Genomic DNA, 24,841 nt, shown 5'->3' on the forward strand with positions numbered 1-24,841 from the left:
CCCGACCCCTCCCCACCACTCGCTTCGCTCGCGGGGGGAGGGGAGCAGAAGCGCGCGGCGGAGCGTTGCCATGAGAGCCCCGAGCAGCGGTCCGGAGATTGCGGCCGGCGACGTGCTCCTCGCGGTGGAGAACGTGTCGCTGGCGTTCGGCGGCGTCAAAGCGGTCACCGACGTTTCGTTCGACATCCGCAAGGGCGAGATCCGCGCCATCATCGGCCCGAACGGCGCGGGCAAGACGTCGATGCTGAACATCATCAACGGCTTCTATCAGCCGCAACAGGGCCGCATCACGTTCAAGGGCAAGACACGGCCCAAGATGCAGCCCTATGAGGCGGCCGAAGGCGGCATCGGCCGCACCTTCCAGAACGTCGCGTTGTTCCGCGGCATGACCGCGCTCGACAACATCATGGCGGGCCGTACGCTGAAGATGAAGCGGGGCTTCTTCTGGCAGCTCTTCCGCTACGGCCCGGCCATGCGCGAGGAGGTCGAGCACCGGCTGTTCGTCGAGGAGATCATCGACTTCCTCAAGATCCAGGAGATCCGCCGCACGCCGGTCGGCCGCCTGCCGTATGGCCTGCAAAAGCGCGTCGAGCTTGGCCGCGCGCTCGCCATGGAGCCGGAGCTGCTGCTGCTCGACGAGCCGATGGCCGGCATGAACATCGAGGAGAAGGAGGACATGTCGCGCTTCATCCTCGATGTGAACAACTACTACGGCACGACGATCGCGTTGATCGAGCACGACATGGGCGTCGTCATGGATCTGTCCGACCGTGTCGTGGTGCTCGACCACGGCGTCAAGATCGCCGACGGCACGCCGGACGAGGTCAAGCGCGATCAGGCGGTGATCGATGCGTATCTCGGTGTGGCGCATTGAGGATTGATGACGTGAGCAAAGAGCGCGCGACAGGCACGGCATCGTTCCCTCCCCCCTTGCGGGGGAGGGTTAGGGAGGGGGGTAAACTGCAAGCACGTCGCTTGGTGCTTACCCCCCTCCCGACCGGCCTGCGGCCGGTCGACCTCCCCCGCAAGGGGGGAGGTGGGGGCTGCGGCAAGCGGCGAGGGCGTTGATGGACATCCTCTACAAAATCCTCATCGATCCCTTCGTGCAGATGGGCGCGGCGCCGGATCTGTTGGTGCAGACCTTGTGGGAAGGGCTCGTCGGCGGCGTGCTCTACGCGCTGATCGCCCTCGGCTTCGTGCTGATCTTTAAGGCTTCCGGCGTGTTCAATTTCGCCCAGGGCATCATGGTGGTGTTCGCCGCGCTCACCTTGGTCGGCGTCTACGAGGCCTTGAGCAGTTGGGGCGTGCCGCGCGGTATGCTCGCCGCTTATCTCGCGCTCGCGGTTGCGATCCTGGTCATGCTCGGCCTCGCCTTCGCGGTCGAGCGTGTGATGCTGCGGCCCTTGGTCAATCAGCCCGACATCATCCTGTTCATGGCGACGTTCGGGCTCACCTATTTCCTCATCGGCCTCGGCGAACTCGTGTTCGGCGGCAATCCCAAGCGCATGATCGCCGGCGATCTCGGCCTGCCGAGCGGCAGCTACGACATCAAGATGGCCGGCGGTTTCGTCAGCTTGCAGAAGATCGACATTGCCGCGGTGATTATCGTTTCCGTCATGGTGGCGGGGCTCGGCTTCTTCTTCCAGCGCACGCGTATCGGCCGCGCGCTCCGCGCCGTCGCCGACAGCCACAAGGCGGCCTTGTCGGTCGGCATCTCGCTCGAACAGATCTGGGTCGTGGTCTGGTTCGCCGCCGGCATTGTCGCGCTGGCCACCGGCATCATGTGGGGCGCACGCTCGGAGGTGTCGTTCTCGTTGCAGATCATCGCGCTCAAGGCGTTGCCGGTGCTGATCCTCGGCGGCTTCACCTCGATCCCGGGCGCCATTGTCGGCGGCCTCATCATCGGCATCGGTGAGAAGCTCGGCGAATTCTACTGGGGGCCGCTGCTCGGCTCCGGCATCGAGAGCTGGCTCGCTTACTTCATCGCGCTCGCTTTCCTGCTGTTCCGGCCGCAGGGACTGTTCGGCGAGAAGATCATCGAGAGGATTTGAGGGATGACGAAGGAACAGTGCCGTCCCCCTGAGGTGCGAGCGCAGCGAGCCTCGAAGGGTCGCGGCGCGGCCGCCATTAGCCTCCGTACGGGGACTTGAAATGCTCTATCGCGAAGCCGGCCAGTTCAAGACGAGCTACGTCGCCGATCAGGCGATCTTCCCGATCCGGCAGGACCGCATCGGCCTTGCGCTGATCCTGCTCATCGCCTTCGTCGTGCTGCCGCTGACGGCGTCGGACTTCTTCCTCAGCGTGGTCATGGTGCCGCTGCTCATTTTCTCGCTGGCGGCGATCGGCTTGAACATTCTCACCGGCTACACGGGCCTGCTCTCGCTCGGCACCGGCGGCTTCATGGGGGTGGGCGCGTTCGCCTGCTACAAGCTGACCAGCATCTTTCCCGAGGTGAATATCGTCATTTGGATTCTGGTGTCGGGGCTGTTCGCCAGCGGCGTCGGCATTCTGTTCGGCCTGCCGTCGCTGCGCATCAAGGGCTTTTACCTGGCGGTGGCGACGCTCTCGGCACAGTTCTTCCTCGATTGGGCTTTCGTGCGCCTGCCGTGGCTCGTCAATTATAACATCTCCGGCGCCATCGAGGTGCCGACGCGCACTTTGTTCGGCATTCCGGTGACGGGCCCGAACGCGACGCCGCAGGTCCGCTATCTGGTCATTCTCGGCGTCGTGACTTTGTTGACCTGGTTCGCGTCGAACCTCGTGCACGGCCGTATCGGCCGCAGCTGGATGGCGGTGCGCGACATGGATCTCGCCGCCGAGCTGATGGGCATCAGACTCTATCGTACCAAGCTCCTGGCCTTCGCCGTGTCCTCTTACTTCTGCGGCGTCGCCGGCGCGCTGATGGTCTTTCTCTGGTACGGCAGCGCCGAGCCGGGCGTGTTCGGCATCGACCAGTCGTTCTTCATTCTGTTCATGGTCATCATCGGTGGTCTGGGCAGCCTCATCGGTTCGTTCTTCGGCGCCGGATTGATTTACGGCCTGCCGATCATCCTGCGCGGTTTCGTGAACGCCGTCGGTCTCGAGATTGCACCGGCCACCGTCGAACATCTGACGTTCATGACCGTCGGCGCCTTGATCGTCTTTTTCCTCATCATCGAGCCCGAGGGGCTTGCACGCCTTTGGCAGATCGCGAAGCAAAAACTGAGGGTCTGGCCATTCCCGTACTGACAGTGCAGACTGAGCGTCAAATTCCGCCATGCGCGGAGCGCCTTAAACGGGCGTGAAAACATAAAGGGAGGATACCCATGAGACTGCGAACATCCGTGCTTGCGGGTGCGCTGGTGGCGGCGACGATCTGCGTCTCCGCGCTGCCGGCTGCGGCGCAGGATTCCATCTACGTACCGTTGTTCACTTACCGCACCGGTCCGTTCTCCGGCTCCGGCATCTTCATCGCCGAGGGCATGCACGACTACCTCGAAATGCTCAATCAGCGCGACGGTGGTATCGGCGGCGTCAAGCTGGCGATCGAGGAGTGCGAGACCGGCTACGACACCAAGAAGGGCCTCGAATGCTACGAGGCCGTCAAAGACAAGAAACCGGTAATGGTGAACCCGTGGTCCACCGGCATCACGCTGCCGCTCATTCCGCGCGCGGCGGTCGACAAGATTCCGGTGCTGTCGATGGCCTATGGCCTGTCGGCGGCCGCGATCGGCGACACCTTCCCGTGGATCTTCAATCCGCCGGCCACCTATTGGGACGGCCTGTCCATGATCCTCAGCTACATCGGCAACAAGGAAGGCGGGCTGGACAAGCTCAAGGGCAAGACGATCGGCTACATCTATCTCGACGCCGGTTTCGGCAAGGAGCCGATCCCGCTATTCGAGCAGTTCGCCAAGGACTACGGCTTTACCTTGAAGCTCTATCCGGTCGCGGCGACCGAGATGCAGAACCAGTCGTCGCAATGGCTGAACGTGCGGCGCGACCGTCCCAACTACATGGTGATGTACGGCTGGGGCGCGCTCAATCCCACGGCCATCAAGGAAGCCGTGAAGATCAACTATCCGATGGACAAGTTCGTCTCGATCTGGTGGCCGAGCGAGGATGACGCGAAGTCGGCCGGCGACGGCGCCAAGGGCTTCAAAGAGCTCAATTGGCACGCCGTGGGCGCGAACTTCCCGGCGATTCAGGACATCAAGAAATATGTCACCGACAAGAACCTGACCCAGACCGACAAGAACCATCTCGGCCAGGTGCTTTATAATCGCGGTGTCTATAACTCGATGCTGATCGCCGAAGCGATCCGCAACGCGCAGAAGATCACCGGCAAGAAGGTGGTGACGGGCGAGGACGTGCGCCGCGGCCTCGAGACGCTGGACGTCGACAAGGCGCGGCTGAAGGAGATCGGCCTCGACGGCTTCACCGATCCGGTGAAGCTCACCTGCGCCGACCACAACGGCCACTTCCCGGCCTTCATGCAGGAATGGGACGGCACCAAGTGGGTCAAGGTGTCCGAGCCGATCAAGCCGGATATGGCCAAGGTCGGCCCGCTGCTCTCCGCCGCGGCGAAGGAGTACGTGGAGAAGAACACCGGCTGGCCGAAGCGCACCGAGGCCTGTGACAAGGCGTCGTGAACAGAACGCCGATGCTTCGCATCGGCTATGGAGCGTAAGCGAGCCGGGGTGGGGGGCGTTGTGATTGCGATCACCCCACCCCGCTCACCTCGCTCCGCTCGGTGAGCGACCCTCCCCACAAGGGGGAGGGTAAAGAAAGGCAGAGATCGTGACTTCTTCTGCAGCGACAGCAAGCGTTGCCCCCGCGACGGAGACCATCCTCGCCCTCAACAACATCGAGGTGATCTACGATCACGTCATCCTGGTGTTGAAGGGCGTGTCGCTTGCTGTGCCGAAAGGCGGCATCGTCGCGCTGCTCGGGGCCAACGGCGCGGGCAAGACCACCACGCTGAAGGCGATCTCGAATCTGCTGCATGCCGAGCGTGGCGAGGTGACAAAGGGCTCGATCGTCTTCAACGGCGACGAGGTGCAGGCGCTGTCGCCGAACGAATTGGTGCGGCGCGGCTGCATCCAGGTGATGGAAGGCCGCCATTGCTTCGGCCATCTCACCATTGAAGAGAATTTGCTGACCGGCGCCTTCACGCGCCGCGACGGCAGCGCCGCGATCAAGCGCGACATGGACATGGTCTACGGCTACTTCCGCCGCCTGTCCGAGCGCAAGAATTCGCTCGCCGGTTACACTTCGGGCGGCGAGCAGCAGATGTGCGCCATCGGCCGCGCGTTGATGTCGCGGCCGAAGATGATCCTGCTCGACGAGCCGTCGATGGGACTCGCGCCGCAGATCGTCGAAGAGATCTTCGAGATCGTGAAGGACCTGAACGCCAAGGAAGGTGTGTCGTTCCTGCTCGCCGAGCAGAACACCAACATGGCGCTGAAGTACGCGACCTACGGCTACATCCTGGAGAACGGCCGCGTGGTGATGGATGGCGACGCGCGGTCGTTGTCGGAGAATGAGGACGTCAAGGAGTTCTATCTCGGCATATCGGAAGGCCGTCGCAAGAGCTTCCGCGAAGGCAAGCATTACCGGCGCCGCAAGCGCTGGCTGGCGTGACAACAAGACGAAAGTGCCCATGACCGACCATTACGACTCTCTGGAAACCCGGTCCCCCGCGATGCGTGCGCGCGGCGAGGCATCGGCGCTGCCGCAGATTCTCGTCCGCGCGCTGAAGGCGCCCGGCTGGGCCAAGCACCTCGCCGGCGTCAATCCGAAGGCCATCGAGTCGCGCGCGGCGCTCGCCACGCTGCCGGTGCTGCGCAAGTCCGATCTTGCCGCCTTACAGAAGGAGAATCCGCCGTTCGGCGGCTTCAACCTGACGCCGGCCAACAAGGCCAAACGCTTGCACATGTCGCCGGGCGCTTTGTTCGAGCCGGAAGGTCACGGCAAGGACTACGCCAACGCCGCGCGCGCATTGTTCGCCGCCGGCTTCCGCACAGGCGATATCGTGCACAACGCCTTCTCGTACCATCTCACGCCCGGCGCCTACATGCTGGAAGAGGGCGCCTTCGCGCTCGGCTGTGCCGTCATTCCCGGCGGCGTCGGCAATACCGAGCAGCAGCTCGACGCGATCGCCCATTACAAGCCGAGCGGTTATGTCGGCACGCCCGACTTCCTGAAGATCCTGCTCGATACCGCGGATAAGACCGGCAAGGACGCATCGTCGATCAAGCGCGCGCTGGTGTCGGGCGCGGCCTTGCCGGCGTCGTTGCGCGACGAACTGGGCCGCCGCGGCGTCCAGGTGCTGCAATGCTACGCCACGGCGGAGCTCGGCGTGATCGCCTACGAGAGCAGCGCGCGCGAGGGCATGATCTGCAACGAGACCTTGATCGTCGAGATCGTGCGGCCGGGCACCGGCGAGCCGGTGACCGAGGGTGAGGTCGGCGAGGTGGTCGTCACCTCGTTCAACGCAGACTATCCGATGATCCGTCTCGCCACCGGCGATCTCTCGGCGTTCCTGCCGGGGCCGTCGCCTTGCGGCCGCACCAACCGGCGCATCAGAGGCTGGCTGGGCCGCGCCGATCAGACGGCGAAGGTGAAGGGCATGTTCGTCCACCCCAAGCAGGTGGCCGACGTCGGTGCGCGCCATCCCGAGCTCAAGCGGCTGCGGCTCGTGGTCGGCCGCGATTCCGAGCAGGACACGATGACGCTGATCGCGGAATGCGACGCGCCCGCAACGGCGTTGGAAAGCGCGGTCGGCGATACGCTGCAATCGGTGACCAAGCTCAAAGGCGCGGTGAAGCTGGTCGCGCCCGGCTCGCTGCCGAACGACGGCAAGGTGATCGCCGACGAACGGCCTGTTTCATGATCGTCATGGCCGGGCTTGTCCCGGCCATCCACGTCTTTTGTGCCGTTCGGCCGTGAAGGCGTGGATGCCCGGCACAAGGCCGGGCATGACGGTGCCATCTTGACCCCATCCGCCATTTCCCGCTGATAGCGGCCATGAGCGACGTATCCCTCAAACCGCCCGGCCATCCGGCTCTCCCGCCGCGCCGCATCGGCGTGCTGCTGGTCAATCTCGGCACGCCCGACGCGACCGACTACTGGTCGATGCGGCGCTACCTCAAGGAATTTCTGTCCGACCGCCGCGTGATCGAGGTCAATCCCGTCAAGTGGTGGCTGATCCTCAATCTCATCATCCTCACGGTGCGGCCGGGCCGTAAGGGCCGCGACTACGACAAGATCTGGAACAAGGACAAGAACGAGTCCTTCCTCAAGACCATCACGCGGTCGCAGGCGGAGAAGCTGGCGGCGGCCTACGCGGGCGATGCGCGCATCCTGGTCGACTGGGCGATGCGCTACGGCAATCCGTCGATCGCCTCGCGTCTCGAGGCGATGCGGAAGGCCGGCTGCGACCGCATCCTCATCGTGCCGCTTTATCCGCAATACGCCGCGGCGACGACCGCCACAGTCGCCGACAAAGCGTTCGATGCGCTCGCCGCCATGCGTTGGCAGCCGGCGCTGCGCGTCGCGCCCGCCTATTACGACCGGCCGGCTTACATCGAGGCGCTTGCCTCGTCGCTGGAGGAGGGGCTGACGAAGCTGCCGTTCAAGCCGGATGTGATCGTCGCCTCCTATCACGGCATGCCGGAGGAGTATCTGCACAAAGGCGATCCTTATTACTGTCAATGCGCGGTGACGACGCGGCTGCTGCGCGATCGCCTCAAGCTCGACGAGAGCAAGCTGATGATGACCTTCCAGTCGCGCTTCGGCACGGCGGAATGGCTCAAGCCCTATACCGACATGACCGTGAAGGGCCTCGCCGAGAAGGGCGTGAAGAACCTCGCTGTCATTACGCCGGGCTTTGCCTCGGATTGCCTGGAGACCCTGGAAGAGATTGCGATGGAGAACGCGCATATCTTCAAAGAGGCCGGCGGCGAGAACTTCGCGCACATCCCCTGCCTGAACGACTCCGATGCCGGCATGGCCGTGATTAGCGACGTGGTCGGCCGGGAACTGATGGGCTGGCTCTGAGCCTCTTATCCCTCCCCCGAAAGGGAAGGGTCGTCCGCCAAGCGTGAGCGAAGGCGGGCGGGGTGGGGCAACGATCACGGCCCGACAACTCCACCCGGCTCGCTGACGCTGGCCACCCCTCCCCGCACGCGGGGGAGGGATGAAGAACATCAACCCCTCGTTAACCATCCCGTTTTAGCGTCCGTTAACCACTTCCCGCCGGCGGCGTGGGTGCGCGTCCATTGCGTGCCCCGCCGCTGGCCAAAGGAGGCTTACGGCGGACGTGCCGCGCATTCGTTTTCCCCTGAAGGTGGCGCTGTCTGGCGCCTGCCTGCTCGTGACCGTTTGGTCCGGGGGGAGCGGCAGCGCGTTCGCGCAGGTGATGGTGGCGCCGACGGATCCGCTGGCGCCCAGGCTGCAATCCGATCCGCGCAAGCCGCTGCCGACTTTTCAGCGTTCGAATCGCGCGCCGTTTGCGCAGGCACCGGCGTCGTCGGTGTTCACGCCGCCGGCATCGGGTGCCGGCCGCACCGGCTTTGACTCCACCAACAGCCGCAAGTCTCGGCCGCCGCGCGCCGCGCGCACCGGCAGCAGCACGGCGACGACGACGGCGCCCGTGGACGACGCCCGCGCGATCGCCCCAGGCGTGCCGCAGCCGCTTCCCGCCTCGCCTTATCAGACACCGCCGAAAACGGGGCAGGGCGCTTATGCGCAGGCCCCGGGTTCGCCGCCCGAACCGGAGATCGGCCCGATCCGGCGACCGCTGCCAAAGCGCAAGCTGCCCGCGGTCGTGGACCCTTACGCGCCGCTCGGCCTGCGCGCCGGCAGCTTCGATCTCTTCCCCGCCGTCGAACTCATCGGCGGTTACGACACCAATCCCGGCCGCAGTCCTAATGCCAAGGGCGCGTCGCTCTACACTGTCGCGCCCGAATTCCGGGCGCAGTCGAACTGGTCGCGGCACGAGCTGAAAGCCGATCTGCGCGGCACCTATACGGGCTATTCGCCGGACCAGACGCCGACGCTCAGCCGCCCCAACTTCATTGGCAAGGTCGACGGCCGTGTCGACGTCACGCATGCGACACGCATCGATCTCGCGGGCCGCTTGCTGGTCGCGACGGACAATCCGAACAGCCCGAATCTTCCCGCCGGCATCGACAAGCTGCCGATCTACACGACAGTCGGCGGCACGGCGGGGCTGGGGCAGAAGTTCAATCGCTTCGACGTCTCGATCAAAGGCGATATCGATCGCACCGCCTACCAGGACTCCAAGCTGCTCGACGGCTCGACCGCCAGCAACGAAGACCGCAACTACGATCAATATGGCGGGCGGCTGCGCGGCGGCTACGAACTGTCGCCCGGTCTGAAGCCCTTCGTCGAAGTCGGCATGGACCGCCGCAAGCACGACCTCAATGCCGACTTCTTCGGCTATCAGCGCGACTCGCGCGGCGTGACCGGAAGCGTCGGCGCCACGTTCGAGATGACCCGTTTGCTCACCGGCGACGTTTCGGTCGGCTATGTGAAGCGCACCTATGAAGACCCGCGGCTGTCCGATCTCAGCGGGTTGATCGGCAATGCATCGCTGATCTGGCAGGCGACTGCGCTCACCACGGTGAAACTCACGGCCGCGTCGTCCATCGGCGAGTCGACCATTCCCGGCGTGTCCGGCGTCTTCTATCGCGACGTCGGCGTGCAGGTCGATCACGCCTTCCGGCAATGGCTGATCGGCAGCCTCAAGCTCGGCTTCGGTGTCGACACCTACAAGAACGGCGCCATCGAGACCTCGACCGGCACCACCACGACCATTTGCGATTGCACGCCGGCAACGACGACCACCACGACAACGACGACCCAGACGATCACCGACCGTATCGATAACCGTTATTCGTTCGGCCTCGGCATCACCTACAAGATCGACCGCAATGTGCAGGTGAAGGGCGAATTCCAGCAGCTCTGGCTGCGCTCGAACGTCACGGGCGTCGATTACAATGCCAGCATTTTCATGTTGGGGCTGCGGCTGCAGAAGTGATCTTGGATTGACCGCTCGTCCGCGCGAGAGCGGGACGAGCGCACAAATTCAATTTTGCACGGGTGCCCCTGGATTCCCGCTTTCGCGGGAATGGGCGGCGTGTGTGGCGCGCCCACCGACTAAAACGGGCGCGGCTCCCTCAGGATGACGGCGCCGGTTACTTCTCTCCGACCAGCCGCTTGATCTCGCTGCGGAGTTCGTCGGCAAGATCGGCGCGCTGCAGGCCGTAGGCGACATTGGCGGCCAAAAAGCCGATCTTGGAGCCGCAGTCATAGCTGCGGCCTTCGAACTTCAGGCCATAGAACGGTTGCGCTTTGGCCAGCGCGACCATCGCGTCGGTGAGCTGGATTTCGCCGCCGGCGCCGGTCGCCTGGTTTTCCAGGATATCGAAGATCTCCGGCTGCAGGATGTAGCGGCCGGTGATCGACAGATTGGAGGGCGCTTCCGCTTTCTTCGGCTTCTCGACCATCTTCGTGATCGAGAATGCCTTGCCTTTCGTCTCGCCGACGCCGACCACGCCGTACATGTGCACGCGATCCATCGGCACTTCCTCGACGGCGATGATGTTGGCCTTGGGATCGAGATGGGCCGCGGCATCCATCATCTGCGCGAGACAGCCGCGCGGATGCTGCACCAGCACGTCCGGCAGCAGCAGCGCAAAGGGCTCGTGTCCGATCAGTTCTCGCGCGCACCACACCGCGTGGCCAAGGCCAAGCGGCGACTGCTGACGCGTGAAGCTCACCGTGCCGGCCGGCGGCAGGTTCTCTTCGAGCAGCTTGAGTTCCGCCTTCTTGTGGCGCTCGACCAAGGTGACTTCGAGTTCGAACTGTCGGTCGAAGTGATCTTCGATGACGGCCTTATTTCGGCCGGTAACGAACACCAGATGCTCGATACCGGCTTCGCGCGCCTCGTCGACCACGTGCTGGATCAGTGGCCGGTCGACGACCGGCAACATCTCCTTGGGCATGGCCTTGGTGGCGGGAAGGAACCGGGTTCCGAGACCGGCGACAGGGAAAATGGCTTTGCGGATGCGCGTCATTCGCTCGATGATGGTTGGTGACGGAATTTGCCACGGGTTCTGGGACGAGAAAGCACGCTGGAACTCTGAGGTCCAGCGGACCGGGGTCGTAAGGTAACTAGGGCCGCGTGATTAACGGCGTCGAAACGATATCGCGGTTTCCATAGGGGCTCCGAGGCGGGAAGCGAGCAAGCAGATCGGCATGCGAAGGGGCCATATTCATCTAATTGCGGCGGCGCTTGCGGTAACCGCATGCTCCACCGCGACAGCCCAGACCCAACGCGCAGACCTCTATTCGGGTCCAACAGGCAGCATTGGGCCTGCAAAATCTGTCGCAAGAACGGCAGCGCCGGTCTGGAGCGGCGAATCGGGGGCATCCGGCCACCCGCAGATGGATGCCGCAGCCATTCGCTCCGGCGCCGCCAACTTCCATACCTGCATCGAACGCATGTGGCCTTTGGCCGCGCGTCGGGGTGTCAGCCGCAACACGTATCAGGCGTTTACGGCGCCGCTGACGCCCGATCTGCGGATCATGGATCTTCTCGACAATCAGCCGGAATTCACAAAGTCGTTCTGGGATTACCTCGACGTGCTCGTCACCGACGAGCGCATTCGGAAAGGGCGTGAGATCCTCGAGAAGCATCGCGCGACCTTTGACGCGGCGGAGCGCGCCTATGGCGTCGACCGTTACGTCATTGCCGCGATCTGGGGTGTCGAAACGAATTACGGGACGATCGCCGGCGACAGGCCCGTGCTGCGCTCGACCGCGACGCTCGCCTGCATTGGTCGTCGTCAGGCCTATTTCCGTGACGAGTTTCTCGCGACCATGGAAATTCTGCAGCACGGCGACGTGCGGCCGGAAAAGCTGGTGGGCTCATGGGCCGGAGCATTCGGGCCGACGCAGTTCATGCCGACCGCCTTCAAGCGTTATGCGGTCGACTTCGATCACGACGGGCGTCGTGACGTCATCGACTCCATGCCCGATCTCATTGCTTCGACGGCCAACAATCTGAAGAAGAATGGCTGGGTGCCGGGCCAGACCTGGGGCTACGAAGTGGTCGTGCCGGCGAATTTCAATTTTCTTCTGGCAGAGAACCGCCGACGCATGTCGCTGCGTGAATGGCAGCGGCACGGAATTCTGCGCGCCAATGGTCAGCCCTTTCCGCGTGGCGACGACATGGCGTTTCTTCTGGTACCGGCCGGCGTGCAAGGCCCCGGTTTCCTGATGCTGGAGAATTTCCGGGCCATCATGAGGTACAACCCGGCCGAAGCCTATGCGCTCGCGATCGGGCATCTGTCGGACCGGCTGCGCGGCGGCGGCCCCTTCGTCCAGGATTGGCCGCGGTACGAGAAGGTGCTGACGCGCGCGGAGCGGCTGGAGCTGCAGGAGCTGCTGGCGCGTCACGGCTACGACGTCGGCGAACCGGACGGCCGGCTGGGGGCCCGCACCCGCTCGGCGATTCGTGATTTCCAGGCCCGGCTCGGCCATGTGCCGGACGGCTTTGCCTCCGCCAGCGTGCTGGAACAGCTCAGGGCGCGATAGCCGCGCCTTAGGCAGGGTAACCAGGGCGCCACCTTCGAGTTGACATTTTTGGCGTGCTATTGGCCCATGGGCGCTGGCATCGGCCCGCCTCAGGCGGTGTTTCCGTCCCACAAGTCCCTGGGCGAACGGCATGTTTGGCAAATTCCGTTTTTCGCGCTGGCTGCTCGCGACGGCGCTTTTGGTCGCCGTCGAGGGCGTCGGCGTGGCCGGACTCATGCTGGCGACGACCGCGCCCCTGCGGGCGCAGTGGTTCGGCGGTGACGACAACTATCGCCGCCAGCGACCGCCGCAGCGTTCCGGCGGCGGCTTCTTCCAGAACCTGTTCGGGCCATTCGATCAGCGGCCGTCTTATCCAAACGGCCGCGACCGCGGTTATTACGAACAGCAACCGCACGTCACGCATCCGCAGCAATCGAACGAAGCCGCAGGGGGGCGCGCGCCGCCGCCAAAGAAGGCCGACAAGGACGCGCCTGCGCCGACGACCTCGATCGTCGTCATGGGCGACGCCATGGCCGACTGGCTCGCCTATGGTCTGGAAGACGCGTTCGCCGATGCGCCGGAAATCGGCATCGTGCGCAAGAACAAGCCGAACTCGGGTTTGTTGCGCTACGACCCGAAGGGCGATCTCGACTGGTGGCATGTCGCCAAGGATCTCCTGGCGACGGAGAAGCCGAACTACGTCGTGATGATGCTTGGCTTGAGCGATCGTCAGAGCATCCGCGAGCGCGATCTCGCCAAGGAAGCCGAGAAGAAGGCGAAGGAAGCGGACAAGAAAGACGCGGCGGATAAGAAGGACAGCGATAAGCAAGAGGCGCAGCAGAAGCCGGCTGATGGCGCCGCGCCCGCCGAACAACAGGACGCCAAGAAGGAAGCGGCGGACGAGCCGGACGACATCGTTGCCCCCGAGCCGCAGCGCGGCAAGCTCGCCAATGGTGTGATCGAATTTCGCACCGAGCGGTGGGAGCAGATTTATTCGCGGCGCATCGATGAGACCATCGCCGCGCTGAAGAGCAAGGGCGTGCCGGTGTTCTGGGTCGGCATGCCGGCGATCCGCGGCACCAAGTCCACCGCCGACATGGTCTATCTCAACGATCTCTACCGTGGCCGCGCCGAGAAGGCGGGCGCGATCTACATCGACGTGTGGGACGGCTTCGTCGACGAGAACGGCAAGTTCACGACCTTCGGTCCCGACTTCGAAGGTCAGAACCGCCGCCTGCGCAGCGCCGACGGCGTGTTCTTCACCAAATACGGCGCGCGCAAACTCGCGCATTATGTCGAGCGTGAGATCCGCCGCTACATGTCAAACCGCGGCCCGATCGCGCTGCCGTCGGGCCCGATCGCGCCGGCGCCGAGCGATGGCCGGCCGGCCGAGCGGCCGCTTGCCGGCCCGGTCGTGGCGCTGACGACGACGCCGGCCAATTCCGACGCGCTGCTCGGCGGCACTGGCGGCTCCGGTAATTCCTACGGCGACGCGCTGGCGAGCCGTGTGCTGGTCAAGGGCGAGACGCTTTATGCGCCTTATGGCCGCGCCGACGATTTCGTCTGGCCGCGCAGCGAGACCAACCGGCCCGCGCCGCCGCCGGTCGCCGAGACAACGCCGGCCGCTGCCAGCGCGTCTGCCGCGCTGCCGCCGGCCGCGCCGCCCGTGATCGCGACGCCCGAGCCCGTTGGAGCCGCGGCCGCCGATCGGGCCGCGCCCAAGGCTGAAACCAAGCCGGAAGCGCAACGTGCGCCGCGCGGCGAAACGGCGGAGCGCACCGCGCAGACCGCCAAGCCGCGCCGCGTCGAGCCACGCGCCGAACTGCGGCCGTCGTCGAATGCGCCGCGTCCGCCGGCGCCCGTCGGCCGCCAGCAGCAGCGCGGCCCGTTCGATTGGTTCAGGTGAGTTTTTCACCCTCCTCCGGGTGAGCAGGGTCACCCGCCTCAGGCGCGCGCGGTGGGGCTGGCCTTCATGTGGGTCCTAAGCGGCCCCGACCCATGGCCGATAATTTAGAGTGGACTGCGAAACCCATCCCCATTTCGACATTGCGTGGCGTGAGTTGCTGTCGCGTTTGCCGGACAATCTGGATCTCGATCAAGCGCGCGCGAGCAGGGCGCGTTGAAGCGCAGACGCGCAGCGCGGGATCGTAATTTGGGACAGTGGGCGACGGATGCAGCATGCCCTCTTGTTGCTAAATCTGCTCCGCCAACCCTCCGTTTTTTCTCGATGTGTCATAGGCACGCTGCGCCGTTTCCAGCGCGGCGCCGTTGGCGAGCGACCAGTTATAGAGGGCGGCGAAGGGTTCGCGCAGCGAGCAGCCAAGATCGGTGATGGTGTACTCGACGCCGACCGGCTGCGTCGGCAGGACTTTGCGACTGACTAGGCCGTTGCGCTCCAGACGCTTCAAGGCCTCGGACAGAGCCTTGTGGGTGATGCCGTCGAGGCGGCGCTTGAGGTCGTTGAACCGCGCCGGCTGCGTGCAGAGGACGCTCAGGATCAGCACCGTCCACTTGTTGGCGATATGTTCGAGGATCGGCCGCGTCGCGGCGACATCAAGCGGCAGTGTGAGCCCGTCTTTGGACATGGGTATACGCCTCTATATCTGATCACCATCCGGTGCGTTCTTGTGATTAGATATAAGAAAGATATCTGCTGCGTCATCACCAAGAATGTGAGGACGTATGAGCAGGCTTTCAGGAAAAATCGCCGTCGTGGTCGGTGGCCATGGCGGCATCGGCGGCGCCATTGCAGAGCGGTTCGCGGCGGAAGGCGCTACGGTGTACGCGACCAGCCGTCGCGCCGACGAGGGGGAGGTCGAGCTTGGGGCCGGCAGGCTGCGGGCGCGCCGCGTCGATGCTTCCGATCTCACGGCGCTCGCCGCCTTCTTCGAGGCGGTGCGCCGTGAGGCCGGACGGGTGGACCTGCTGGCCGTAAACGCCGGCATCTCCGAGTTCGCGACCCTCGACGACGTCAGCGAGGATCATTTCGACCGGACCTTCGACCTCAACGTGCGCGCGCTGCTGTTTGCCGCCAAGGCGGCGACGGCGATCATGCCGGATGGCGGCTCGATCGTGCTGGTAGGCTCGATTGCCGGCGCGATCGGCACCAAAGGCTATGGCGTCTATGGGGCAACCAAGGCCGCCGTGCGCTCGTTCGCACGGACCTGGGCCAACGAGTTGGCGCCGCGCAACATTCGCGTCAACGTCGTGGCGCCGGGACCGACCGACACCGCCATGATGGCGGCGGCGTCCGAGGAGGTGCGCGAGACGCTGAACAAGCTGATCCCGCTCGGCCGTATGGCGCGTGCCGACGAAGTGGCCTCGGCCGCGCTGTTCCTCGCCAGCGATCAAAGCAGCTTCATCACTGGCGCCGAGCTGCCGGTCGATGGCGGCATGGCGCAGGTCTGATCTGCGCCGCCTGCCAAACGACATGCGGCGCTCGCTTCGCTTGGTTTTGCTGGACCTGCTGCCGCGTTTACCGCGGCAGCGTGGTCGAGCCCATCAGGTACTTGTCGACCGCGTGCGCGCACTGGCGGCCTTCGCGGATTGCCCACACCACCAGTGACTGGCCGCGGCGCATGTCACCCGCCGCGAACACCTTCGGCACCGACGTGATGTAGCTGTTCGTGTCGGCCGAGACGTTACCGCGGTTGTCGAGCGCGACGTCGAGCGTCTTGAGCATGCCCTCGTGCACCGGATGCACGAAGCCCATGGCGAGCAGCACGAGGTCGGCTTCGATCTCGAACTCGCTGCCGGGGATCGGCTGGAATTTCGCATCGGCATGCACGCAGTGCAGCTTCTTCACCTGACCGTTCTCGCCCGAGAACTTCTGGGTCAGCACGGAGAATTCGCGCTTGGCGCCTTCTTCGAGGCTCGACGAGATGCGCAGCTTGAGCGGCCACAGCGGCCAGGTGAGGTCCTTGTTCTCTTTCTGCGGCGGCTCAGGCGCCACCTCGAGATTGACGACCGAGACGGCGCCCTGGCGGATCGAGGTGCCGACGCAGTCGGAGCCGGTGTCGCCACCGCCGATGACGACCACCTTCTTGCCGGTGGCGAGGAGCGGCGCGACGTCGCCTTGCGCTTCGCCGGAGACGCGGCGGTTCTGCTGCGGCAGGAACTCCATCGCGAAATGGATGCCCTTGAGCTCGCGGCCCGGGATCGGCAGATCGCGGCCTTTTTCCGAGCCGCCGGAGAGCACGACGGCGTCGTAGTCCGCGGTCAGCTTGTCGACCGGCAGATCGACGCCGACATGGACGCCGTAATGGAAGGTCACGCCTTCCGCCGTCATCTGCTCGACGCGGCGGTCGATATGCACCTTCTCCATCTTGAAGTCCGGAATGCCGTAGCGGAGCAGGCCGCCGGCCTTCGCCCAGCGCTCATAGACGTGCACGTCGTGACCGGCGCGCGCGAGCTGCTGCGCGCAGGCAAGGCCCGCCGGCCCTGAGCCGATGACGGCGACCTTCTTGCCGGTCTTGTGCGCGGCGATCTCGGGCTTGAGGCCCTGCTCGATGGCGCGATCGGCGATCGCGCATTCGATCGATTTGATGGTGACCGGATTGTCGTCGATGTTCAGCGTGCAGGACGCTTCGCACGGCGCCGGGCAGACGCGGCCCGTCACTTCCGGGAAGTTGTTGGTCGAGTGCAGGTTGCGCGCGGCCTCGTCCCAGCGCCCGCGATAGATGAGATCGTTCCAGTCGGGGATCTGGTTGTTGACCGGGCAGCCGGTCGGCGCGTTCGAGATGCGCGTCGTGCCGTGGCAGTAGGGCACGCCGCAATCCATGCAGCGCGACGCCTGCTGACGCAGCTCATCCTCCGGCAGCGGCAGGACGAACTCGTGCCAATGCTTGATGCGCTCCGCGACCGGCTGATAGTCGCGGTCTTCGCGTTCGAATTCGAGAAACCCTGTGACCTTACCCATGTTACTCCGCGGCCTGCATCGTGGCGGCCTTCTCCTTTGCCATCTCAGCGAGCGCGCGGCGATATTCGACCGGCATCACTTTCTTGAAGAGAGGACGATAGCGTTTCCAATCGGCGATGATCTCGGCGGCGCGCTTCGAGCCCGTGTACCGCGCGTGGTCTGAGATCAGCTTGTAGAGGCGCAGCGCGTCGTTGTTGGACATGTCGGCCATCACGTCGACGCGGCCGTGGCTCTCCAACTCCTGAGCGTATTCTTCCTCGGCGATCTTTTCTTCCTCGGGCACCGGCTCGAGTTCGACCATCGCGAGGTTGCAGCGCGACTTGAACGAGTCGTCCTCGTCCAGCACGTAGGCGATGCCGCCGGACATGCCCGCCGCGAAATTGCGGCCCGTATAGCCGAGCACGACCACCACGCCGCCCGTCATGTATTCGCAACCGTGATCGCCGGTGCCTTCCACCACGGCGATGGCGCCGGAGTTGCGCACGGCGAAGCGCTCGCCGGCGACGCCGCGGAAGTAGCACTCGCCGAAGATGGCGCCGTACATCACCGTGTTGCCGACGATGATCGACTCTTCCGGCACGACGCCGGAGTCGGTCGACGGCTTGATGATGATGCGGCCGCCCGACAGGCCCTTGCCGACATAGTCGTTGGCATCGCCTTCGAGTTCGAAGGTGACGCCCTTCGCCAGCCAGGCGCCGAACGACTGGCCCGCCGTGCCGGTGAAGCGCACGTGGATGGTGCCGTCCGGCAGCCCCTCGTGGCCGTAGCGCTTGGCGACCTCGCCGGACAGCATGCCGCCGCAAGTGCGGTTGACGCTGGCGATCGCGGTCTGCAGCCGCACCGGCGCGCCGCGGTCGAGTGCGGCCTGCGACTCGGCGATGAGCTTGCGGTCGAGCACGGCCTCGAGCTTGTGGTCCTGCCGCTCGCTGTGACGGATGGCGGTTCCCTTGCCGGCAACCGGCTTCACGAACAGCTTGGAGAAGTCGAGGCCCTTGGCCTTCCAGTGTTCAACCAGCTTGCGCTGGTCGAGCATCTGCATCTGGCCGACCATCTCCTCGATGGTGCGATAGCCGAGCGAGGCCATGATCTCGCGCACTTCCTCGGCGACGAAGAAGAAGTAGTTGATCACGTGCTCGGGCTGGCCCTTGAAGCGCTTGCGCAGCACCGGGTCCTGCGTCGCGACGCCGACCGGGCAGGTATTCAAGTGGCATTTGCGCATCATGATGCAGCCGGCCGCGATCAGCGGCGCGGTGGCAAAGCCGAATTCATCGGCCCCGAGCAGGGCGCCGACAACGACGTCACGGCCGGTGCGCAGGCCGCCGTCGACCTGCACGGCGATGCGGCCGCGCAGGCGGTTGGAGACGAGCGTCTGGTGCGTCTCGGCAAGACCGATCTCCCAGGGCGAACCCGCGTGCTTGATCGAGGTCAGCGGCGAGGCGCCGGTGCCGCCTTCGTAGCCGGAGATGGTCACATGGTCGGCGCGCGCCTTGGAGACGCCGGCGGCGACGGTGCCGACGCCGATCTCGGACACGAGCTTTACCGACACGTCACCGGCCGGGTTGACGTTCTTGAGGTCGTAGATGAGCTGCGCCAGGTCTTCGATCGAATAGATGTCGTGGTGCGGCGGCGGCGAGATCAAGCCGACGCCCGGCGTCGAGTGGCGCACCTTGGCGATCGTCTTGTCGACCTTGTGGCCGGGCAATTGACCGCCTTCGCCGGGCTTTGCGCCCTGCGCCATCTTGATCTGCATCATGTCCGAGTTGACGAGATACTCGGCGGTGACGCCGAAGCGTCCCGAGGCCACCTGCTTGATGGCCGAGCGCATGGAGTCGCCGTTCGGCAGCGGCTTGAAGCGGTCGGACTCTTCGCCGCCTTCGCCGGTGTTCGACTTGCCGCCGATGCGATTCATCGCGATAGCGAGCGTGGTGTGCGCCTCGCGTGAGATCGAGCCGTACGACATGGCGCCGGTCGAGAAGCGGCGCACGATGTTGGCCGCGGGCTCGACTTCGTCGATCGACACCGGCTTGCGGCCATCTTCTTCCGCGCTCTTGATGCGGAACAGACCGCGGATGGTGAGCAGACGCTCGTTCTGGTCGTTCACGATCTGCGCGAAGGCACGGTAGCTGTCGCGGGAATTGCCGCGCACGGCATGCTGCAGCCGCTGCACCGTCTCGGCGGTCCAGACGTGCTCCTCGCCGCGCACGCGCACGGCGTAATCGCCGCCGACGTCCAGCATGGTGCGGTAGATCGGCGCGTCCGAGAAGGCGTCGCGATGACGGCGCACGGTTTCGTCGGCGATTTCGGCAAGGCCGACGCCTTCGATGCGCGTGTGCGTGCCGGTGAAGTACTTGTCGACGAAGTCCTGCTTGAGACCGACGGCGTCGAAGATCTGTGCGCCGCAATAGGACTGGTAGGTGGAGATGCCCATCTTGGACATCACCTTCAGCAGGCCCTTGCCGATCGCCTTGATGTACTTCTTGACGATTTCCTTGTCGTCCGCCGCCTTGCCGGGCAGTTCGCCCTTCATGGCGATCAGGGTCTCGAAGGCGAGATAGGGATTGATCGCTTCGGCGCCGTAGCCGGCCAGACACGCGAAGTGATGCACCTCGCGCGGCTCGCCGGTCTCGAGCACGAGACCGACCGAGGTGCGCAGGCCCTGACGAATGAGATGATGATGCACGGCCGCGCAGGCGAGCAGCACCGGGATCGGGATGCGATCGGCGGAGGCCTTGCGGTCGGACAGAATGAGGATGTTGCAGCCGTTGCGAACTTCTTCTTCCGCCTTCTCGCACAGCGCATCGATCGCCCAGCCCATGCCGTCGGCGCCATGCTCGGCCGGGTAGGTGATGTCGAAGGTGTGCGAGTTGAAGTGCGCGTCGCTCATCTGCGAGATGCCGCGGATCTTCTCCAGGTCCTCATTGGTGAGGATCGGCTGGCGCACTTCCAGACGCTTGGTCTTCGAGGTGCCTTCCAGGTCGAAGATGTTCGGGCGCGGGCCGATGATCGAGACGAGGCTCATCACCAGCTCTTCGCGGATCGGATCGATCGGCGGGTTCGTGACCTGCGCGAAGTTCTGCTTGAAGTAGGTGAACAGCGCCTTCGGCTTGTCCGACATCGCCGAGATCGGCGCGTCGTTGCCCATGGAGCCGACGGCTTCCTCGCCGGTCGAGCCCATCGGCGTCATCAGGATCTTGATGTCTTCCTGCGTGTAGCCGAAGGCCTGCTGACGATCGAGCAGCGACTGGTTGGAGATGTGCTTGCCGTTGCCGGTGTCCGGCAACTCTTCCAGCACGATCTGCGTGCGCTCCAGCCACTCCTTGTAGGGATGGCTGGCGGCCAGCGTTTCCTTGAGCTCCTCGTCGGGGATCAGGCGCTGCTGGTCGAGATCGACGAGCAGCATCTTGCCCGGCTGCAGGCGCCACTTCTTGACGATTTCCTTTTCCGGAATCGGCAGCACGCCCATTTCGGACGCCATGATGATGCGGTCGTCGCGCGTCAGGAAATAGCGCGCCGGACGCAGGCCGTTGCGGTCGAGCGTCGCGCCGATCTGGCGGCCATTGGTGAAGGCGAGCGCCGCCGGGCCGTCCCACGGCTCCATCAGCGCGGCGTTGTATTCGTAGAAGGCGCGCCGCTTCTCATCCATCAGCGGATTGCCGGCCCAGGCCTCGGGCACCATCATCATCATGGCGTGGGCGAGCGAGTAGCCCCCCTGCACCAGGAATTCGAGTGCGTTGTCGAAGCAGGCCGTGTCCGACTGGCCTTCGTAGGAGATCGGCCAGAGCTTGTTGATCTGCTTGCCGAACAGCGGCGAGGCCACCGAGGCTTGACGCGCCGCCATCCAGTTGACGTTGCCGCGCAGCGTGTTGATTTCGCCGTTGTGCGCCAGATAGCGGTACGGATGCGCCAGCGACCAGGTCGGGAAGGTGTTGGTCGAGAAGCGCTGGTGTACCAGCGCGATGGCCGACTCGAAATCCGGATCGTGCAGATCGGGATAGTAGCTGCCGAGCTGATCGGCGAGGAACATGCCCTTGTAGATCACCGTGCGGCACGAGATCGACACCGGGTAATAGCTCGAGGTGCGGCGCTCACGACGCTTGTAGATCGCGTTCGAGATCGCCTTGCGCAGGATGTAGAGCCGGCGCTCGAACTCGTCTTCGGTGAGCTTCTTTTTGCCGTGGCCGATGAACACCTGCATGTGCTTGGGCTCGGTCGGCTTGACCGATTCACCGAGCGAGGAATTGTCGGTCGGCACGTCGCGCCAGCCGAGCAAGGTCAGGCCTTCCTCGGCGATCACTTCCGCATAGATGTCGCGGATGATCTGCCGCCAGCTCTTCTCGGTCGGCATGAACAGGTAGCCGATGGCGTATTCGCCCGGCGCCGGCAACGTGAAGCCGAGCTCCTGCGCCTTCTTGGCAAAGAACTTGTGCGGGATCTGCACCAGGATGCCGGCACCGTCGCCCATGCGCGGGTCGGCGCCCACGGCACCGCGGTGCTCGAGGTTGCACAGAATCCTCAGACCGTCTTCGACGATCTGGTGCGACTTGCGGCCCTTGATGTCGGCGATGAAGCCGACGCCGCATGAATCCTTGTCGAACGCGGGATCGTACAGACCCTGCGCCTCCGGCACGCCGGGATCGGCGGTGGCGATACGTTTGAGCGCAGTCGCGTTGGCGCTCGGCGCCGCTTCGCGTTCAATCGACTGTGCGCTCTTCTCGTGCTGACTCATTTCGCCCTACCTCGCCGTCTCGCCCCGTTTGGGCCCGCGGCGTACCCACCTCGTGCGCAGCACCTCTCAGCGCCGCGCGGACAAACCGCAAACCGATCTCGAGAAGGGCAGCCTTGCCCGGCGATTGCCGCTTGGCTGCTCCCGTTGGATGCCGTCCGTCGCGCCCCTGCCGAGAAGGCCAACCCAGACGGCACCGCCATTAGGACAGCATTGCTGTCCTAATGGACATTGCCAAATTTTGCACCGCCGTACAAGACCGGTCCACGTTAGAATGCATGCAACCTAGTCTTTTGTTGCGGCCGCGCTCAGCGCCTCGGCAAGAGAAGACCACGGTCCCCCCGTCCAGCGCAACGGCGTTGCGCGTGGACGCCCTCCAAAAATGCCCACCGATTAACCGTTTAACCGTGGTCGCGGGATTTACGCGCGGCTTTTTCGGCTTTGGCTAAGGTGACGCAAACAGGGAGAGGAACTCTGCCATGAGCGACATCGCCGCCACGCCGCGTCCGCTCAAGTCCATGCCCGGTGATATGGCCATGTCCCGCCTTGCGGACCGGTTGGCCGCGCTGGCGCCGCAGGAGCCGCTGAATCTGACCTCACTGCAGGCGACTTCCATGCCGCGGCCGTCGCCCGCCGTCGCCGCAGCGATGGCCACCAGCAAAGCGATCGCCGCTCGGGCCGCCGAACGCGCGCGCCGCTCGCGCTCGGTCACGGGCCTGCTGATCGACGGCTTCATATCGGCCTGCGCGCTGGTGCCTTACGCGCTGGTCGCGCTGGCCCTGCGGCTGGTGATGGCCCGGGTCTTTTTCCTCGACGGGCAGGCGCACATCGACGGCCCGCGCATACCGCTGCAGGTTCAGGATTTCAGCTTCGCGGCGATGCTGCCGCTGCAGGTCAGACCGGAGACGTTCGGCGGCCTCTTCACGCAATATCCGCCGCTGCCGGTGCCGCCGGCGCTCGTCGCGACGGTCGTGAGCTATGCCGAGTTCGCGCTCCCGGTTCTGCTCGTGCTGGGCCTGGCGACGCGCTTTGCGGCGCTGTCGTTGTTGGCCGTCACCGTGCTGCTCCAGGTCTATGTGATGCCGCAGGCGCTGTGGACTACTCACGTTTATTGGGCGGCCGCGCTGCTCGTGCTGCTGTCGCAGGGCCCGGGACAGCTTTCGCTCGACGCGTTGATCCGCCGCATCGCGCGGCGCTGAGGGGGGGGCCGACGTGAAGCGCGCCCTGACAATCGGAATTGTCGGCGCGGCGCTCGCCGCCACGTTCTGCGGCGTCACCGCATACGGCGAGGAGCCGTCGTCGATGCAGGTCGCGCAAGCCGCCGATGCTTACGCGCCGCGCTATGACTTCGGTCCGCGCATCATCCATGTGCCGCAGCCGGACGAGGAGGATGCCGCCTACGTACCGAACGGGCGCGCGATGCCCGATGAGGATGACGATGCCGACGCGCCGCCGCCGCCGCCGCGCCGGCAAAGCGGGCCGCGCCCGCGGCTGCAGCAGAGCAGCGCGCCGCCGTCCGCGCCGCGCCGCAAGCCTTATACGGTCGCCACGCCCGAGCCCTCGGCTCCCGTGAAGCGGCGCACCGTCCTGAGCGCTCCCCTTCACGATGGGCCGACGCCGATCCGGCCGACACCGCGCTACGTCAAGGAGACCGGCGCGAAGTTCGCGCCGTCGCCGCCGCCCGGCTATACGCCGCCGTCGAATGTGCCGGCGGAGGCAGCTGCGGTGCCGCCAGAACCGGCGCCGGACGTCGCGCCACGGAGCGCCGCGCCCCAAAGCAGCGTGCCACCGAACGATACGCCGGCGAGCGAATAAACCGATCCGCATACGCGTCGTCATGCCCGGGCCCGACCCGGGCATCCATGAGGCCGTGCCGCAGGCTTAAACGAACGCACAGCTCTCAAGCGCGAGATTCAGCATGGATTGCCGGATCAAGTCCGGCAATGAGTGCATGGAGATGCGCGGGCTGCGAGGGAATGCGCAAAAAAAAGCGCCCCGGGGCATCCGGGGCGCTTCTCTTTGGAGGTTGTCGCTGGGTGATTAAGCGGCGACCTTGGTGTCAATAACTTCCGGCTTGGCCTGACCGTTCCCGATCGGAATCTGGCGCGGCTTCTTGGCCTCCGGAATCTCGCGCACGAGATCGACGTGCAGGAGACCGTTCTCGAGCTGCGCGCTCTTCACGACCACATGGTCGGCGAGCTGGAAGACGCGCTCGAAGGCGCGTGCGGCGATACCCTGGTGCAATACCTGGCCGCGCTGCTCTTCCTTCGCCTGCTTGGCGCCTTTGATGGTCAGGGTGTTTTCTTTGGTCTCGATCGAGAGGTCGTCCTGGCCGAAGCCGGCGACCGCGACCGTGATGCGGTAGTCGTTCTCACCCGTGCGCTCGATGTTGTAGGGCGGATAGCCCGGGGCGGACTCGAAGCCATCCAGCATCGAGAACAGGCGGTCGAAGCCGACGGTGGAACGGTAAAGGGGAGCAAGATCGAATGTACGCATAAGCATATCCTCCGTGTTGAGCGACATGCGGCGGTCCGCCATCTGGCCGGACCACGCCGTGCGCAGCCGTGATTGGCCTGCGCATAAAACGATATGGGTAGGTGCCTCCGGCGCCGCAA

The 24,841-nt window shown here is 65.0% G+C and carries 18 protein-coding genes; 13 read left to right on the forward strand and 5 right to left on the reverse strand.

Annotated elements, in window-relative coordinates; genetic code table 11:
* Positions 1-70 precede the first annotated feature (70 nt).
* The 8 genes from DW352_RS22865 to DW352_RS22900 all read left to right on the forward strand — a co-directional run bounded on the left by DW352_RS22865 (position 71) and on the right by DW352_RS22900 (position 10,045).
* The gene (locus DW352_RS22865) at positions 71-874 is read left to right on the forward strand and encodes an ABC transporter ATP-binding protein (protein ID WP_115693488.1); all 804 of its coding nucleotides are present in this window, start codon (positions 71-73) and stop codon (positions 872-874) included.
* A gap of 193 nt (positions 875-1,067) precedes the next feature.
* Positions 1,068-2,051, forward strand: coding sequence for a branched-chain amino acid ABC transporter permease (locus DW352_RS22870; protein ID WP_210209883.1), 984 nt, complete (start codon positions 1,068-1,070; stop codon positions 2,049-2,051).
* Positions 2,052-2,151: 100 nt separating this feature from the next.
* Complete coding sequence (locus DW352_RS22875) at positions 2,152-3,228, forward strand: branched-chain amino acid ABC transporter permease (protein WP_115693489.1); 1,077 nt, start codon at positions 2,152-2,154, stop codon at positions 3,226-3,228.
* A 77-nt stretch (positions 3,229-3,305) separates the two neighbouring features.
* A complete protein-coding gene (locus tag DW352_RS22880; RefSeq protein ID WP_115693490.1) occupies positions 3,306-4,631 on the forward strand; it encodes an ABC transporter substrate-binding protein in 1,326 nt (441 codons plus the stop codon).
* 148 nt (positions 4,632-4,779) lie between these two features.
* Entirely contained in the window at positions 4,780-5,622 is an 843-nt protein-coding gene (locus tag DW352_RS22885; protein WP_115693491.1) for an ABC transporter ATP-binding protein, read from the forward strand.
* A 19-nt stretch (positions 5,623-5,641) separates the two neighbouring features.
* Positions 5,642-6,874: a phenylacetate--CoA ligase family protein gene (locus DW352_RS22890; protein ID WP_115693492.1), complete on the forward strand. Its 1,233-nt coding sequence runs from the start codon at positions 5,642-5,644 to the stop codon at positions 6,872-6,874.
* A 134-nt stretch (positions 6,875-7,008) separates the two neighbouring features.
* Positions 7,009-8,040, forward strand: a complete 1,032-nt coding sequence (hemH, locus tag DW352_RS22895; RefSeq protein ID WP_115693493.1) for a ferrochelatase — start codon at positions 7,009-7,011, stop codon at positions 8,038-8,040.
* 262 nt (positions 8,041-8,302) lie between these two features.
* A complete protein-coding gene (locus DW352_RS22900) occupies positions 8,303-10,045 on the forward strand; it encodes an outer membrane beta-barrel protein (RefSeq protein ID WP_162827139.1) in 1,743 nt (580 codons plus the stop codon).
* A gap of 157 nt (positions 10,046-10,202) precedes the next feature.
* On the opposite strand, the gene galU is transcribed toward DW352_RS22900, so the two are convergent.
* Positions 10,203-11,084: a UTP--glucose-1-phosphate uridylyltransferase GalU gene (gene galU / locus DW352_RS22905; RefSeq protein WP_115693495.1), complete on the reverse strand. Its 882-nt coding sequence runs from the start codon at positions 11,082-11,084 to the stop codon at positions 10,203-10,205.
* A gap of 181 nt (positions 11,085-11,265) precedes the next feature.
* Here galU and DW352_RS22910 point away from each other — a divergent pair, with 181 nt between their 5' ends.
* Together DW352_RS22910 and DW352_RS22915 are read left to right on the forward strand one after the other, a co-directional pair.
* Complete coding sequence (locus DW352_RS22910) at positions 11,266-12,606, forward strand: lytic murein transglycosylase (RefSeq protein ID WP_115693496.1); 1,341 nt, start codon at positions 11,266-11,268, stop codon at positions 12,604-12,606.
* A 130-nt stretch (positions 12,607-12,736) separates the two neighbouring features.
* Positions 12,737-14,491 carry an SGNH/GDSL hydrolase family protein gene (locus DW352_RS22915; RefSeq protein WP_115693497.1) on the forward strand — a complete coding sequence of 585 codons (1,755 nt, stop codon included), beginning with the start codon at positions 12,737-12,739 and terminating at the stop codon, positions 14,489-14,491.
* 286 nt (positions 14,492-14,777) lie between these two features.
* Here DW352_RS22915 and DW352_RS22920 read toward each other — a convergent pair whose 3' ends face one another.
* On the reverse strand, positions 14,778-15,170 hold the full coding sequence (locus tag DW352_RS22920; RefSeq protein WP_115693498.1) for a winged helix-turn-helix transcriptional regulator: 393 nt from the start codon (positions 15,168-15,170) through the stop codon (positions 14,778-14,780).
* Between the two features lie 97 nt (positions 15,171-15,267).
* Between DW352_RS22920 and DW352_RS22925 the strand changes: the two genes are divergently transcribed.
* On the forward strand, positions 15,268-15,993 hold the full coding sequence (locus DW352_RS22925; RefSeq protein WP_115693499.1) for an SDR family NAD(P)-dependent oxidoreductase: 726 nt from the start codon (positions 15,268-15,270) through the stop codon (positions 15,991-15,993).
* Between the two features lie 67 nt (positions 15,994-16,060).
* Here DW352_RS22925 and DW352_RS22930 read toward each other — a convergent pair whose 3' ends face one another.
* Together DW352_RS22930 and gltB are read right to left on the reverse strand one after the other, a co-directional pair.
* The gene (locus DW352_RS22930; RefSeq protein ID WP_115693500.1) at positions 16,061-17,503 is read right to left on the reverse strand and encodes a glutamate synthase subunit beta; all 1,443 of its coding nucleotides are present in this window, start codon (positions 17,501-17,503) and stop codon (positions 16,061-16,063) included.
* 1 nt (position 17,504) lies between these two features.
* Positions 17,505-22,229: a glutamate synthase large subunit gene (gltB, locus tag DW352_RS22935; protein ID WP_115693501.1), complete on the reverse strand. Its 4,725-nt coding sequence runs from the start codon at positions 22,227-22,229 to the stop codon at positions 17,505-17,507.
* A gap of 476 nt (positions 22,230-22,705) precedes the next feature.
* Between gltB and DW352_RS22940 the strand changes: the two genes are divergently transcribed.
* Positions 22,706-23,425 (forward strand): DoxX family protein, encoded by a 720-nt coding sequence (locus DW352_RS22940; protein ID WP_115693502.1) that lies wholly within the window; start codon positions 22,706-22,708, stop codon positions 23,423-23,425.
* Between the two features lie 13 nt (positions 23,426-23,438).
* Complete coding sequence (locus DW352_RS22945; RefSeq protein ID WP_115693503.1) at positions 23,439-24,041, forward strand: hypothetical protein; 603 nt, start codon at positions 23,439-23,441, stop codon at positions 24,039-24,041.
* A 225-nt stretch (positions 24,042-24,266) separates the two neighbouring features.
* Here DW352_RS22945 and DW352_RS22950 read toward each other — a convergent pair whose 3' ends face one another.
* Positions 24,267-24,722, reverse strand: coding sequence for an Hsp20 family protein (locus tag DW352_RS22950; protein ID WP_115694564.1), 456 nt, complete (start codon positions 24,720-24,722; stop codon positions 24,267-24,269).
* Positions 24,723-24,841 lie beyond the last annotated feature (119 nt).

Source organism: Pseudolabrys taiwanensis (genome assembly GCF_003367395.1).
Classification (GTDB): Bacteria; Pseudomonadota; Alphaproteobacteria; order Rhizobiales; family Xanthobacteraceae; genus Pseudolabrys; species Pseudolabrys taiwanensis.

What these genes read in the sequence shown, in the direction of transcription:
- DW352_RS22865 (WP_115693488.1), top strand. Translation starts at nt 71, where the DNA reads ATGAGAGCCCCGAGCAGCGGTCCGGAGATTGCGGCCGGCGACGTGCTC.
- gltB (WP_115693501.1), bottom strand. Translation starts at nt 22,229, where the DNA reads ATGAGTCAGCACGAGAAGAGCGCACAGTCGATTGAACGCGAAGCGGCG.
- DW352_RS22950 (WP_115694564.1), bottom strand. Translation starts at nt 24,722, where the DNA reads ATGCGTACATTCGATCTTGCTCCCCTTTACCGTTCCACCGTCGGCTTC.
- DW352_RS22910 (WP_115693496.1), top strand. Translation starts at nt 11,266, where the DNA reads ATGCGAAGGGGCCATATTCATCTAATTGCGGCGGCGCTTGCGGTAACC.
- DW352_RS22915 (WP_115693497.1), top strand. Translation starts at nt 12,737, where the DNA reads ATGTTTGGCAAATTCCGTTTTTCGCGCTGGCTGCTCGCGACGGCGCTT.
- DW352_RS22875 (WP_115693489.1), top strand. Translation starts at nt 2,152, where the DNA reads ATGCTCTATCGCGAAGCCGGCCAGTTCAAGACGAGCTACGTCGCCGAT.
- DW352_RS22890 (WP_115693492.1), top strand. Translation starts at nt 5,642, where the DNA reads ATGACCGACCATTACGACTCTCTGGAAACCCGGTCCCCCGCGATGCGT.
- galU (WP_115693495.1), bottom strand. Translation starts at nt 11,084, where the DNA reads ATGACGCGCATCCGCAAAGCCATTTTCCCTGTCGCCGGTCTCGGAACC.
- DW352_RS22870 (WP_210209883.1), top strand. Translation starts at nt 1,068, where the DNA reads ATGGACATCCTCTACAAAATCCTCATCGATCCCTTCGTGCAGATGGGC.
- hemH (WP_115693493.1), top strand. Translation starts at nt 7,009, where the DNA reads ATGAGCGACGTATCCCTCAAACCGCCCGGCCATCCGGCTCTCCCGCCG.
- DW352_RS22920 (WP_115693498.1), bottom strand. Translation starts at nt 15,170, where the DNA reads ATGTCCAAAGACGGGCTCACACTGCCGCTTGATGTCGCCGCGACGCGG.
- DW352_RS22930 (WP_115693500.1), bottom strand. Translation starts at nt 17,503, where the DNA reads ATGGGTAAGGTCACAGGGTTTCTCGAATTCGAACGCGAAGACCGCGAC.
- DW352_RS22925 (WP_115693499.1), top strand. Translation starts at nt 15,268, where the DNA reads ATGAGCAGGCTTTCAGGAAAAATCGCCGTCGTGGTCGGTGGCCATGGC.
- DW352_RS22880 (WP_115693490.1), top strand. Translation starts at nt 3,306, where the DNA reads ATGAGACTGCGAACATCCGTGCTTGCGGGTGCGCTGGTGGCGGCGACG.
- DW352_RS22940 (WP_115693502.1), top strand. Translation starts at nt 22,706, where the DNA reads ATGAGCGACATCGCCGCCACGCCGCGTCCGCTCAAGTCCATGCCCGGT.